Below are 12,778 nucleotides of genomic sequence, written 5' to 3'. Positions count from 1 at the left end.
CCCGCACTCCGCTAATTTACGCCGCGACCTGTGCCAAATGTTCTGACGACGGACACCTCAGGATACTGCAAGCACCCGATGATGGTATATAGGGCGACCGCCTGACTGTGGCGCATCGGTCACTGGACAGTTTTTCGCGTGTGGGCACAATCTGCGTGGCAGTGATCGTCATCACTGGCATGATTAATGGTCAGATTTTAGTGGGCCTGTCAAATATATCTAGTGTCTTCGAAAGCACTTATGGTCAGTTGCTTGTCCTGAAACTTGTGCTGGTTGGCGCGATGCTGTTTCTCGGGGCCAAGAACCGGTGGCGTCTCACCCCAGATTTGGGCATGGTGTTACCAGAGGGTAATACCGCGACAGCCGTCGCCGCATTGAGAACAAGCCTCTTGCTTGAAGCCGGAGCAGGCTTGGCGATTTTGGGCCTTATCGCATGGCTCGGGATGCTTGAACCACCGGCCAGCATGACGATGCCTTGAACGCAACCGGAGCCTCGTGGTCGGGCAAGATGACGCTTGGCGTCGGTTGGGCTTTGCTCGATGCGCGCACGGGCGACAACAGACCCCACAGCCATATCGCGCATCAGATCAGCCTCGCGCTCGAGTTTCCCATAAAGATTGAAGGTCGGCATGCTTTGCAGCTTGAGCAGGGACAGGCTGTGATCGTTCCCGCTGGCACAAAGCATTGCCTGGTGCCGGCAGGGGTTGCCGTTCGCACCATTTATGTCGATCCGCTTTTTCGCGGAATGAGGAATCTTGTGCGGCAGGCAACGCCGGTGCGCTTGACATCCAAAGACGCGGTGGCGCTTGGGGCGGTAAGTAGCAGCGAGGATGCTAGGCGGTGGGTGGGAACCTATCTGCGAAAAAGTTCAGCCAGCCCGATCGATCACCGGCTTGCCGCCGCATTAGGCACGCTCGAGCCCGGCTCCAGTCCCACAGCACTTGCGCAAGCGGTTGGTCTTTCGACAACGCGTCTGCGAGAAATTGCTGTTCACGATTTCGGCGTGCCGACAACCAAATTGCTGCAGTGGCTTCAGCTACAGCGCGCAATTGACGCACTAGGGCAATTCCGCAATCTAGCGGACGCGGCTGCTGCCGGGGGCTTTTCCGATCAGGCCCATTTTACCCGCCGTCTTGTCGAGTGGTTCGGTGTCACCCCCTCGCTTGGGCTCGCCCAGCTCGAGATCTCGGTCATTCGCTGATACCAGTCAGCGAAACGTTCAAGACCAAGGGTTCGTAGATCGAAGAGAAGCACTCAACATTTCCAAGGAGCGCTTTCGTGTTGGCTTTCCGTACTCTCTATGCCCCGCTTTACTTTCTGACTTTTGTCGGGGGTGCAGCGATGCTCGTCTCCGCTGGGATGTCGCCTTTGTGGCTCATCGCGTTGCTGGTCGGAGCTATCGCGACATCGCTGATTGCCGAGCGTATCGCTCCGTTTGAAATCCAGTGGAACCGCAATCAAGGGGATGCGAAGCGCGATTTGGCACATGCTCTTATAAACGAAAGCTCAATTCTGCTGCTCGTTCTCATGTTGCCCTTCTTTGCCAGTGTCGTTCCCTGGCCTTCGGTCTGGCCAACATCATTACCCTTCTGGGCGCAGGTGGTGCTGGCTATATTTTTGTTGGACGCAGGCATCACTTTCGCCCATTTCGCCAGTCACAGATTCCCGTTGCTCTGGCGTTTCCATGCCGTGCACCATTCGGTCCGAAGAATGTACGGGTTTAATGGGCTTCTCAAACACCCAGTCCACCAACTGATCGAGATTGCGGTCGGCACCTTGCCTTGGCTCTTGATGGGCATTCCGCAGGATATCGCAGTCGTCGGGTCTTTCGCGGTCGCGATTCAGCTCCAGCTGCAGCATTCCAACGTCGACATGCGGATTGGTCCCCTCGCTTATCTCTGGGCTGTCGCTCCGGTGCACCGCCATCACCATCTGGCGTCGGCTGAGGAGGGCGATGTAAATTTCGGGCTCTTCTTCACCGTTTGGGACGTCCTTTTGGGAACAGCCAGATTTCGGTCCAGCAACCATATTCGGGCAGGACAGATTGGCATTGCGGGCCGCGCTGACTTTCCGAAAACCTACCTCGCGCAACTTGCCGAGCCGTTCAGGGCTACGCACTCGGAAACCAGCCTGTCGCAATCCGATCGTCGCCACTGATGCCGGACCCTGGCACATACACGCCGCCCGCAGGCCATCATTTCCTGACGCCTTTTTATGATGCCGGGGTCAGATTATCCACACGCGAACGCGTCTGGCGCAGTGCGCTTGTTGAAATCATCTCGCCCAAAAGCGGCGATATTCTTTTGGATATCGGGGCTGGGACTGGCAGCCTTGCGCTTGTGTTGGCACTGAAGAACCCTGCGACAAGCTATTTTGGCATCGATCCGGACCGGCATGCAGTAGCGATTGCCCGCAAGAAGGCGCGCCGTGCGGCGATTAAGGCCGAGTTCGCACAGGGGCTGTTCTCGGCAGACACAGCGGCAGATTGGCCGGCTCCTACGTTAGCGACACTCTGCCTCGTTCTTCATCAGGTGCCGCTCGATGAAAAACTGCGTCTTCTGCTCGAAATCCACTCTATACTCCGAACAGCTGGCCGACTGTACATCGCCGATTACGGCGAACAGCGCTCATGGCTGATGCGCCGGCTTTTCAGAGCAACCATACAGAAGCTGGACGGCATGGCGGACACCCAGCCCAACGCGGATGGCGTGCTCGTGCCCCTGATGATCGAGGCGGGCTTTTCGAACGTGCGGGAGATAAAACAGATCAACACGATCACCGGCTCGATCTCTATTCTGTGCGGCGAAAAAGACATTCCGGGCGGATGACGGTCGGAACCAGAAAAATCGATCCTCTGGGCCACGCAAGAATCAGAGGATCGAATGGCAGAGATCCCCAAAAGGGCATCGCAGGTTTGCGGGCTATACTTTGCTTATGACTTCCTGATGGGCCCGCCAAAGGCAGGATCGCTACTGATCCGGCGCGCGACGGTGCCCGCAGGATGTTGATACCAGCCCGGATCGCTAAAATCGCCAGGCAGTACATCATCCCGAACTTTTACTACCGTGAACATTCCGCCCATTTCCAGATTACCGAATTGCCCTTGACCAGCCATCATCGGTGCGGTGTTCACGGGACCCTGGTGACCCGCATCTGTATGCTCCTGATGCTCTGCCATGCCGTTTCGCATCATCGGAAGGAAGCCAGGCGAAATTTTGCGAATGCGTGCTTCAACACCTGACTGATCCACACCAGTCTGGTTCGGAATACCATGACCCATAGCGTTCATCGTGTGGTGGGCCATGTGGCAGTGTAACGCCCAGTCTCCAGCTACAGCTGTGAATTCTATGTCGCGCATCTGGCCGACGGCCACGATCTCGGTAACTTCGCGGCGCCAGCGCTCCCGCGGCCAGCGACCGCCATCACCGCCAGTCACGTCGAACTGAACGCCGTGCAAATGGATCGGATGGTTCCACATGGACAAATTACCAACGCGAATGCGCACCCGGTCGCCGGTTCGCACAACGAGCGGTTCAATTGCCGGAAACATCTTTGAGTTGAATGTCCATTGGTCGAACTCAACCATTATTGACGGGTCCGGCCGCCAAGTGCCGGGCTTCAAGGCCCAGTTATGAAGCAGAAATGCGAAATCACGATCTATAGGCTCGGCGACGCGCGGATGAATGACAAAAAGACCCATCATGCCGTAAGCCATCTGCGTCATTTCGTCGGCGTGGGGATGGTACATATGGGTGCCATGCTGGCGCAATGTGAACTCATATGCGAAGGTTTCGCCCGGACTGATTTGCGGCTGGGTGAGACCGCCCACACCATCCATTCCCGAGGGCAATAAGAGACCATGCCAATGCACCGAAGTGTGCTCGCCAAGCAGGTTTGTTACCAGAATACGGACCCGGTCACCCTCGACCGCCTCGATCGTCGGGCCGGGTGTCGATCCGTTGTAACCCCAGCATTTAGCCTTTGAGCCGGCCACGAACTCATGATTGACTTCCTCTGCAACGAGATGAAACTCTTTGACGCCGCCGACCATGCGATGCGGAAGGCTCCAACCGTTCAGCGTTCGAACGCGGCCCTGGCTGACGTTTTGGGCAACGGCCGGCATATTGGTTTTATCCGCTGGCAGATCGACTTGAGGCTGCCCTTTCTCACTGTCCATCGGCATTGCAGGTAAAGTTCCATGCGCTGTGTGGTCCTGAGCAGAAGCGCGGCCTGCAAGCACAAGTCCAAGAGCTGCTCCCGCACCCGATGTCAAAATCTGTCGGCGGGTCGTCATTGGTCCGGTTCTCCCTCTATCTGTTTTGGCGGATCAGCGGCGTCGGTCTGAACGCCACCATGCATCTCACGCGACGGTAAAGCCGCATCCGGATCTGCTGTTGCAGAAGGGATGTTGTGGTGTTTCGCCGGAGATGTTTCATCAGAGTTCGGCAGAACCTGCCCCTGTTCGCGGGACGGTTCGGCAGGCAGTGCTGCGGGTGCTGAAGCTCCGCCATGATTGTGATGCCCATTCGGCGCTGATGGACTTGTAGCCGGGTTAAGATAATCCTGCACGGACTGCGTCGGCTCAGAAGCATTTGCCTCGCTCGGCAGCCGGCTACCAATCAACCGCATCAAATCAACGCGTGCGAGCCAGTAATCACGCACGGCTTCCAGAAAAGCTTGGTAGGCATCGAACTGTTGTGCGCGCGCGGCCAGCACCTCGAACGCGCCAATCAGCGCGAAATTCTGCTCGAGCTGGCTCTGGCGCGCGACAGTCTCGCGCTCAGGCACCAGTGCGGTCCGATAGATGTCCACGACCTCGCTCAAGACACGGACCCGCTCGGTTGCCGCAGGAATAGCGTTAGCCGCATTCAACTCGAGCGCAGAAAGCCGCGCGCGCGCTAATTGTAACTGGGCTCGCGACCGCGCCACTGCGGCACCGTTCTGGTTGAAAATCGGCAACTCCAGATCGAGCGTTGGTCCTTTAATGACGCTGCGTTCGACTCCACGCTCACGTTCATAACCTATGGTCGTCGTTCCCAGTAGCCGAAACCAGCGGCTGATCTTGGCAGCACCAACGGCGACCTTCTCACCCTTGCGGGCAGCAAGCAGCTCGAGACTGTTTGCCTGTGCCATCTGCTGCAATGTGGCAGAATCGTCTTCTTGGGCAATCGGCAACGAAAGCACCGCCGTGCTCGTCCATCGACCATTTTCACCCGACAGCCCGAGCAAATTGTTAAGTTCGAGGCGTGCGATCTTCGCAGCGACGCCAGCGCGGGCTGCATCGACCCGCGCCTCACTTGCTGCCGCCTTTTCACGGTTCAGCTCGAGTTCGGTGATATTGCCCGCATCGTAAAAGCGCTGGGCCAGGTCGGATGATGCCTGCAGCGCTTCAGCGACGGCGGCGCGCATGTCTGCGACCTGTTGTGACGCGACAGCGCCATACCAGGCGGACTCGACGTCAAGCGAGACGCCGAGAATGGCGGCAGCAATTTGATAACGCGATCGCTCATAGTCGAGACGTGCAAGCTTCGCCTTGACCGGCAAAGTGAGCAGATCGACGAGCGGCTGCGCGACGCCGAAAACAAGTTGTGAGCCCGGCCCGTTCTCCAGCGACAGCGAGGAAATACCGATGCGTGGATTGCTGATCTGCACGGCTTCCAGGACATCAGCTCGCACCAACCCCAGCTCGCCATAGAGTTGCTGCAGCCGGGGGCTTTTTAGCACGGCGATCTTTACTGCGGTGTCGCGCGTTAAGGGTTGTGCAAGCCACTCTTGTACTGCCGCCTCGTCCTCGGCCGACCCTTTCTGGTTCCAACCGAGGCTTGGCGCGCCGCGCTCGGTGAGCAGACGATCGATTTCAAGTTTGTCGCTAGCCGGATCGAAGGTTGCACAACCCGACAAAGCGAGTGCTGCCAGCGAGCAGAAAGCCATGGCACGAGCTTGGGATCGACTAAGAATAATTCTCGATATGTTTGATGGCACGCTCTTCCCTTCCCGCCTTCATTCTCATGCTGGATATATTTTGGCTCGCTGGAAGACGTTCGACGGACGCACCTAAATAGTTACAGCCAATTTGGGATGTAATGAGTATCCATCCGGTGAGTGCCGCGGCGTGATGCCGACCGGCGCGTAGCTTGGTTTAGGCTGCGATTGCTTCGGAGCGTGGCGCCCAGTTCCATGGCAGGAGCTCGTCGAGCCTTGTGGCCGGTTGATCGGCGATGCGGGCGAGGACATCGGCGAGCCATGCCTGTGGGTCGACATCGTTGAGCTTGGCGGTCTGGATCAGGGTGTAGATGATAGCAGCACGCTGGCCTCCGCGGTCGGACCCGCAGAACAGCCATGCCTTGCGGCCGAGCGGGATGCAGCGCAGCGCGCGCTCGGCGGCGTTGTTGGTGAGGCAGATCCGGCCGTCGTCGAGGAAGCGGGTAAACGCGTCCCAGCGCTTGAGCATGTAGAGGCAGGCCTTGGTCAGATCATGGCCGCGCGATAGCTTGCCGACCTGCTCGGTAAGCCAGGTGTGGAGCTCGGCCATCAGCGGCGCGCTGAGTTCTTGGCGGGTGGCAACCCGCTCGGCGGGGCTCTTGCCAGTGATGGCGCGCTCGATGTCGAACAGGGCGTCGAGACGCTGCACGGCCTCGAGCGCGATCGGATAGATCATGCTGCTGCGCTGACCGCGGCTCTTCTTGCGGGCTGAGCTTACAACATCGGCCAGCTCGAAGAACTTGCGCCGGGCATGGGCGAAGCAGCCAGCCTCGAGCACGGGTCCGGGGTCGCGGCCCGCGCGGTAGAGCTCGTTGTAGCCGCCATAGGCATCGGCCTGCAGAATGCCGGACCATGCCGCGAGATGGGCCTGCGGATGTTCGCCGCGCCGGTCGCGCGAGTAATGAAACAGGGCAGCTGGAGGATCGGACCCGGCAAAGGGTCGATCATCGCGCACATAGACCCATAATCGTGCTGTATCGGTCTTGCCCTTGGCCATGACGGGCACGGTGGTATCGTCACCGTGGATCCGGGTGGCGGCCAGAACGTGCGCCTCGATCAACCTGTAGAGCGGCATCAGCGCGTGGGCGGCAGCCCCGACCTGATCTGCAAGGGTCGAGACGCTGAGCGGCACGCCCTCGCGGGCGAACCGCTCGGCCTGGCGGTTGAGCGGTTGGTGCTGTCCATACTTCTCGAACAATAGCATCGCGAGGAAGCTGGGCCCGGCCCATCCGCGCGGGACCACATGGAAGGGAGCGGGCGCCTGCGTGATCTTCTCGCAGCCCCGGCACGAGAACTTCTCGCGCACCGTCTGGATCACCTTCCAGGAGCGGGGGATGACCTCGAGCGTCTCGGTGATGTCTTCGCCGAGCTTGGAGAGCCGATCTCCGCCGCAGGCCGGACAGGAACAGGGGGCAGGCACGAGGACACGCTCGCGCGGCAGATGCTCGGGGAACGGCTTCCTTGCCGGGCGCTTGCGTTCGAACGCGGTGACCGTGGTGGTCTTGGCAGCCGCTTCCTCGGCGACCAGATCATCCTCGGCGGCGTCAGCCTCGAGATCTTCGAGCTGCAGCTCCATCTGATCGAGAAGGCGTCGGCTGCGCTCGGCGCTGGGGCCGTATTGCTCGCGCTTCAGCTTGGCGATCTGCAACTTGAGGTGGGCGATCAGCGCCTCGATGGCGCTCTCGCGGGCATGGGCGTTGGCCAGCTTGGCCTCTGCTTCGTCAGCCTTCTGGAGCGCGGAAACCACCAGCGCCTTGAGCGCTTCGACATCGTCCGGAAGAGGCGAAATGGCGGCTTCCATGAGGGCGAGTGAATCATCATCCACCCCCTATCGCAAGGGCAAAATGCGGGTCTGCGACGATTATCCTGCGCTCGCCGGCCGCCACGTATACTGCGGGTTGCGCCAGTCGATCCCCTCGAGCATGCAGGCCAGTTGCGACGGGGTCAGCGACACCGTTCCCTCGTTCGCCGAGGGCCATACGAACCGGCCCTTCTCGAGCCGCTTGGCATAAAGCGACATGCCGATCCCGTCGTGCCAGATGATCTTGATCAGCGAGCCTGCGCGGCCGCGGAACACGAACAGATCCCCGCCATGCGGATTACGCTTGAGCCCCTGCTGCACCAGCAGCGCCAGGCCCTGCATGCCCTTCCGCATATCCGTGTGGCCAAGCGCGACCCACACACGGGCGCCGGGAGGGATCATCGAAAGGCCTTCAGCGCGGCAGCGACCAGGGCCGGTGATGCCGCGGGGAAAATGCTGAGCCGCTTGCCGCGCGGCAGATCGATGATCATCGCGGGGTGCTCGGCAGCGCTGACTGCCACCGCATCCTCGTCCAACACAGCTTCGGCGAACACCGGCGCTGGCAACGCCTCGGCCGCGCTGGCCTCCTGCGCCGCACCTGCCTCGCGCAGCTTGCGCCGCCACGTATAGATCAGCGCCGAAGAAATATCGTGACGGCGGCACACCTCGGCAACGCAGGCGCCCGGCGCGAAAGCCTCGGACAGGATCCGCAGCCGCTCTTCCTCGCTCCACCGTCGGCGCCGCTCTGGCCCCGAAAACACCGTCACCTGACCCATCGACCACTCCTAAGCGCGCTCACAAGAGCACGCTAAAGAGCGCTCAATACCTACCCAGACAAGGCGGCCCCCGCCGGATGGATACTGTAATGACAGTCAGTCGAATTATTGGGAGCGAGGCATCAACATAACGAGAGAAATTCGATCACAGCGGGAAAAGGTCCGGCAATCGAGGACAGCCATGGTGGTTTATCCCCAACCGAAAGGCCTCCCCAGTAATGGCACGAAACGGCTAGCGGTCGCGCTTGATCAATTCGTTGTGGATGGCAGTTGCTGCAATCGCAGCCTGACCTTCAGCAACGCAAATCTGATCGAGGCCTTCGACAACATCACCGATCGCGTAAAGTCCACGTATCGAAGTTCTTTGGTGCTGGTCGGTTATTAAGGATCTTTGATCGTTCAACTTCGCGCCGAGCTGGACCGCCAGCTTGGTCCGGGCCGTTGATCCAAGAGCAGGATAAAGTGTGCCGAAAGATTGACGCCTGCCACTGACCCACGACACTTCGACCGCCGAGGCGGTAAGATGAAAATTTTCGACAGCCTCCTCGACAACATTGATGCCAGCCTGCGCCAAATCTCGCAAATCGGGGTCTTTAAGTTCAAGCGAGTGTTGTGCCAGCAATGTAATTGGAGCCCCATAGGCGCGCAGAAACAGGGCCTCGGCAGCACCGTGCCGATCAGCCCCTAACACCGCGATTGACAATTGACGTGCTTCATATCCGTCGCAAATCGGGCAATAGCGAATGAGACCGCGAGAAACGCCGCTGGCGTGCATCGCCTCGGGCATATCCGGCTTGTGATTGACAACGCCAGTTGCGAGAATAACTGACCGCGACCAAAATACATCACGACCACTGCAAACCTCAAAATCTTTATTCAACAACCCGATACTTTCAACTTCCGCCTGTTCAATGACACCGCCAAATTCGTGGAGTTGCGTTTGCAGACGGGCGAGCAACTCGGTACCTGACAGACCCCCTGGGAAACCCGGCAGGTTATGCGACCGCGGAATGGATGCTGCGCGTCCCGACCCAGCATCGATTACCAAGCAGCGCCGCAAGAATCGTTGTAGATAGATCGCAGCGGTCAGTCCCGCTGGGCCGCCGCCGATCACGATACAGTCAAACGCTTCGTCCGGATCACCTTCCCGGCGACGGTCTGCCGATTTTATGGACATGAGCATTCACTCCTCGATAGACCGAGCACCGGACGATTGTCGGCCAAGATGCGCTTGGGCCTAGAATTAAAGGTGCCTCTATAAGGTTATACGCTGCTCGTTCGGGCTTCCCTCGCTGCAATGCGGTTAGGCGCACAGAAACATGAGGGTTTTGCCGATGCGGTGCGTATTATTTTAGGGACAAACATTTTGCCAGCAGTGTGATCCAGCATGACCAAGGAGACATAATATGACCTCTAAATGCACGCGAATGGGGGTGGTTTTCGTTATCGGTATAGGTCTTGCCAGCTGCAGCGAGCCCGAACAGAATGCCGACATCTCCAGAGATCAGCTGAATCATTATGCCGGCATTGAAACACATGATCATCCGGTCGATAACGCGCCTTCATCAAACCAAAAACAAGACAAAGAACAGAAGGACAAGGATCGTAGGTAAATTTTCTATCCTCTTCTTGTCAGGAATGCGGAAACGGCACTATCTTCTTGGATATAAGCTCAGTCGGTGTCGCCCGATCTCAAAGCAGGTGGTTTTGATCTGGTCTCTACACGGTTCACGCAGTGATTAACAAAGCCGCCGTAAGCCATTAAAGCTGCGTTTTTCAATTAGACTGCGGCAGTTTGCGCAGTGGGTGTGGCACCCGAGCCCGCGACAGCTGGGAGGTTGATGATGACCTTGAGGCCGGGGCGGTTATCGTGTAGCGACAAAGTACCACCATGCGCGCGCGCAACTGCCGAAACGATCGATAGACCAAGCCCACTTCCAGGAGTCGTCCGGCTAGCGTCCAATCGCGTGAGCCGTGCAACAGCTCTTTTGTAATCGTCCTGATCAATGCCCGGTCCATCGTCCGTCACTGAAAGGATGACCCGACCGTTGCACGTTTCGGTCCAAACGCCGACATTGGCGGCGGCACCTCCATATTTAAGCGCATTGTCGATAAGGTTGACCACAGCTTGCATCAACAAAGGTCTGACACCCTCAACAACCGCTGGTTGCGTATGTCCGACCAGTCGGCATCCTTCGCTTTCAGCCACCGGCTCATAAAGATTGACGGCCTCTTTGGCGACTTCGGCCAGATCGACCCGCTCAAACGCTTCAGCTGTCAAAGCCTCCGTTCGGGCAAGACCCAACAAATCGTTGATAAGCTTAAGCAGTGCATCGAGGTCATGCGACGTTTCCAAAAGAATGCTCGGATCAATCGGTGCCTCCCTGAGCGTCGCGAGTTCTATTCGAGCCTTGATCCTTGTGATAGGTGTCTTCAAATCATGTGCCAGCCCGTCGGTCGCAGCGCGCAAACTTGCGACCATGCGTTCGACCTCGGAAAAGCAGGCGTTAACGGTTTCAGCCAGTCGGTCATATTCGTCGCCCCTCCCGGTTGTCGGCAAACGCTCGTCAAGTCCACCTGCGAGAAATCGTTCGCCGGTATCGCTCACCCGCCCAACAAAACGGAGAGCACGACGGCTAATCAAACATCCCAACCCCAATCCAATGAGCGCAGTAAGGCCGATCGACCAGATCAGGGTCTCGATGAAGCGCTCACGCAGCCGGGCCCTTCCGCTTGCAAGATGTCCAACGAGCAGGCGACCACTGTCATTCAGACGAACAATTCGAGCCTCGATATCGTGTTCAACGGTTTTCCCCCCGCTTTGCAGCGGCACGGTTACCCGGTTCCATCCGTCATGACGCATGTCGCGTGGCCAGGAAGATAGGTCACCGGCAATAACCTTGAATCTGGGATCAGCCACCGCATAGACAAAATCTCTTGGTTCACCGCTTTGTGCACGCGCATCGACAAACCGCTTTAGCTCGAACACACCCCCCGCATTATAGCGGTCGGCAAGGCCCGTAATTTCGGCGCCCACCATATGCTGCGCCTCGGTGTCGAGAAGGCTGATGGTTCGCGAATATTGCAAGGTCAGCGATGTCACTGTCGCGACCAAAGCGGCAAGGGTAACCCACAACGCCCCCCTGAATGCGGCCGCATGGGTTTGCCTTCGTCTATCGGGCATCGAGACGGTAGCCCGCTCCGCGCACGGTGTGGAGCAAAGGTCGTTCCCCGGGCTGATCTATTTTGGACCTCAGGCGGCTGATGTGGACATCGATTACATTTGTTCCCGTATCGAAGCCATAATCCCAAACGGCCTCGAGCATCATTGTCCTAGTTACAACCTGGCCGGCGTGGCGCACGAGATAGTCGAGAATCTGAAATTCCTTGGCGAACAGCTCTATATTGCGGTCCCCGCGCCGCGCAGAACGCGCCAGGAGATCAAGCTCGAGATCGGCAACCTGGCGCACAACGGTCGTCGAGGCTACCCCTTCACTGCGGCGGATGATCGCAGACAGCCTTGCGATGAGCTCCTGAAATGAAAAAGGCTTTGGAAGATAGTCGTCGGCGCCACTGTCTAGGCCCCGGATACGGTCGTCGACCTGACCGAGCGCGCTTAAAATGAGCACCGGAACGGTCCGGCCTTCGGCCCTAAGAGCCTGCAGCACCGAAAGCCCATCCAGTTGCGGTAGGCTCCGGTCGAGGATGATGGCATCATAACTGTTAGTCAACGCGGCCGTGAGACCGTCAATTCCCGTCTCGCTATGGTCGCAGGCATGCCCGAGCTCGATGAGACCCTGCCTAACGTAGTCCGCAGTTGCATTATCGTCTTCGATCAGAAGCAGTTTCATATGTGTGCCTTATCTCACTTACCGGCAAAAGATTCGCTAGGAGCGTTGTCTTAGCACAAACGTCCCGACTTATTGCGAGATATAGGCTTCGCCGAAGCACCAAATCATTTTTCCGGCATAACAAAATATTGGACATCACCTGTCCTGCGTATCAGGCACCTGTAACAATCATTACAACGCTATCATCCGCAAGGTTCGAGGCAATATTCCAAAAACGGCACTCGACCGCCTGAATATATGAAAACGTTGTAATGTTCATGAAAGGCCTGCGGACGAAAGGCCACGTCAGGAAGGCTGTGACGATATCCGTAGCTGACCAAAGGCATTCGGGCCTAGCCTAGATAATGCTGAAGGACAGCCTCGCGGCT

General features: G+C 58.3%; 13 protein-coding genes. 5 read left to right on the top strand and 8 right to left on the bottom strand.

Annotation, left to right across the window (positions count from 1 at the left end):
- Positions 1-107 precede the first annotated feature (107 nt).
- The 4 genes from AX735_RS00110 to AX735_RS00095 all read left to right on the top strand — a co-directional run bounded on the left by AX735_RS00110 (position 108) and on the right by AX735_RS00095 (position 2,828).
- Positions 108-479, top strand: a complete 372-nt coding sequence (locus AX735_RS00110; RefSeq protein WP_286130846.1) for a CopD family protein — start codon at positions 108-110, stop codon at positions 477-479.
- Positions 476-1,201 (top strand): helix-turn-helix domain-containing protein, encoded by a 726-nt coding sequence (locus tag AX735_RS00105; protein ID WP_231726889.1) that lies wholly within the window; start codon positions 476-478, stop codon positions 1,199-1,201. Before AX735_RS00110 ends, AX735_RS00105 begins: the two co-directional genes overlap by 4 nt.
- Before the next feature lie 77 nt (positions 1,202-1,278).
- Positions 1,279-2,157 (top strand): sterol desaturase family protein, encoded by an 879-nt coding sequence (locus AX735_RS00100; protein ID WP_066274019.1) that lies wholly within the window; start codon positions 1,279-1,281, stop codon positions 2,155-2,157.
- Entirely contained in the window at positions 2,157-2,828 is a 672-nt protein-coding gene (locus tag AX735_RS00095; RefSeq protein WP_066044418.1) for a class I SAM-dependent methyltransferase, read from the top strand. The genes AX735_RS00100 and AX735_RS00095 overlap by 1 nt, the downstream gene beginning before the upstream one ends.
- A gap of 104 nt (positions 2,829-2,932) precedes the next feature.
- Here AX735_RS00095 and AX735_RS00090 read toward each other — a convergent pair whose 3' ends face one another.
- From AX735_RS00090 to AX735_RS24010, 6 genes are all read right to left on the bottom strand, one after another.
- Positions 2,933-4,294 (bottom strand): multicopper oxidase family protein, encoded by a 1,362-nt coding sequence (locus tag AX735_RS00090; RefSeq protein ID WP_082734415.1) that lies wholly within the window; start codon positions 4,292-4,294, stop codon positions 2,933-2,935.
- Complete coding sequence (locus tag AX735_RS00085; RefSeq protein ID WP_066268989.1) at positions 4,291-5,931, bottom strand: TolC family protein; 1,641 nt, start codon at positions 5,929-5,931, stop codon at positions 4,291-4,293. The genes AX735_RS00090 and AX735_RS00085 overlap by 4 nt, the downstream gene beginning before the upstream one ends.
- A 208-nt stretch (positions 5,932-6,139) precedes the next feature.
- Positions 6,140-7,783: an IS66 family transposase gene (gene tnpC, locus AX735_RS00080; RefSeq protein ID WP_066110691.1), complete on the bottom strand. Its 1,644-nt coding sequence runs from the start codon at positions 7,781-7,783 to the stop codon at positions 6,140-6,142.
- A 60-nt stretch (positions 7,784-7,843) separates the two neighbouring features.
- On the bottom strand, positions 7,844-8,185 hold the full coding sequence (tnpB, locus tag AX735_RS00075) for an IS66 family insertion sequence element accessory protein TnpB (protein ID WP_066110689.1): 342 nt from the start codon (positions 8,183-8,185) through the stop codon (positions 7,844-7,846).
- Positions 8,182-8,559: an IS66-like element accessory protein TnpA gene (gene tnpA, locus AX735_RS00070; protein ID WP_066110687.1), complete on the bottom strand. Its 378-nt coding sequence runs from the start codon at positions 8,557-8,559 to the stop codon at positions 8,182-8,184. The genes tnpB and tnpA overlap by 4 nt, the downstream gene beginning before the upstream one ends.
- Before the next feature lie 232 nt (positions 8,560-8,791).
- Positions 8,792-9,736 carry an NAD(P)/FAD-dependent oxidoreductase gene (locus AX735_RS24010; RefSeq protein WP_231726917.1) on the bottom strand — a complete coding sequence of 315 codons (945 nt, stop codon included), beginning with the start codon at positions 9,734-9,736 and terminating at the stop codon, positions 8,792-8,794.
- A 229-nt stretch (positions 9,737-9,965) separates the two neighbouring features.
- Here AX735_RS24010 and AX735_RS24785 point away from each other — a divergent pair, with 229 nt between their 5' ends.
- Positions 9,966-10,172, top strand: coding sequence for a hypothetical protein (locus AX735_RS24785; protein WP_156439066.1), 207 nt, complete (start codon positions 9,966-9,968; stop codon positions 10,170-10,172).
- Positions 10,173-10,339: 167 nt separating this feature from the next.
- Here the strand turns inward: AX735_RS24785 and AX735_RS00065 are convergent, their stop codons facing one another.
- Together AX735_RS00065 and AX735_RS00060 are read right to left on the bottom strand one after the other, a co-directional pair.
- Entirely contained in the window at positions 10,340-11,743 is a 1,404-nt protein-coding gene (locus AX735_RS00065; RefSeq protein WP_066274016.1) for a sensor histidine kinase, read from the bottom strand.
- The gene (locus AX735_RS00060; RefSeq protein WP_060979477.1) at positions 11,733-12,410 is read right to left on the bottom strand and encodes a winged helix-turn-helix domain-containing protein; all 678 of its coding nucleotides are present in this window, start codon (positions 12,408-12,410) and stop codon (positions 11,733-11,735) included. Before AX735_RS00060 ends, AX735_RS00065 begins: the two co-directional genes overlap by 11 nt.
- Between the last annotated feature and the right edge of the window lie 368 nt (positions 12,411-12,778).

It is taken from the genome of Blastomonas sp. CCH1-A6 (assembly GCF_001556365.1).
GTDB classification, from domain to species: domain Bacteria; phylum Pseudomonadota; class Alphaproteobacteria; order Sphingomonadales; family Sphingomonadaceae; genus Blastomonas; species Blastomonas ursincola.
Note: the sequence above shows the minus strand (reverse complement) of the source record. Positions and strands in the feature narration are given on the sequence as shown.

Bases quoted from the DNA above. Each gene is read 5' to 3' on its own strand.
- tnpA (WP_066110687.1), bottom strand. From the start codon at position 8,559: ATGGGTCAGGTGACGGTGTTTTCGGGGCCAGAGCGGCGCCGACGGTGG.
- AX735_RS00065 (WP_066274016.1), bottom strand. From the start codon at position 11,743: ATGCCCGATAGACGAAGGCAAACCCATGCGGCCGCATTCAGGGGGGCG.
- AX735_RS24010 (WP_231726917.1), bottom strand. From the start codon at position 9,736: ATGTCCATAAAATCGGCAGACCGTCGCCGGGAAGGTGATCCGGACGAA.
- tnpC (WP_066110691.1), bottom strand. From the start codon at position 7,783: ATGGAAGCCGCCATTTCGCCTCTTCCGGACGATGTCGAAGCGCTCAAG.
- tnpB (WP_066110689.1), bottom strand. From the start codon at position 8,185: ATGATCCCTCCCGGCGCCCGTGTGTGGGTCGCGCTTGGCCACACGGAT.
- AX735_RS00085 (WP_066268989.1), bottom strand. From the start codon at position 5,931: ATGGCTTTCTGCTCGCTGGCAGCACTCGCTTTGTCGGGTTGTGCAACC.
- AX735_RS00060 (WP_060979477.1), bottom strand. From the start codon at position 12,410: ATGAAACTGCTTCTGATCGAAGACGATAATGCAACTGCGGACTACGTT.
- AX735_RS00090 (WP_082734415.1), bottom strand. From the start codon at position 4,294: ATGACGACCCGCCGACAGATTTTGACATCGGGTGCGGGAGCAGCTCTT.
- AX735_RS24785 (WP_156439066.1), top strand. From the start codon at position 9,966: ATGACCTCTAAATGCACGCGAATGGGGGTGGTTTTCGTTATCGGTATA.
- AX735_RS00095 (WP_066044418.1), top strand. From the start codon at position 2,157: ATGCCGGACCCTGGCACATACACGCCGCCCGCAGGCCATCATTTCCTG.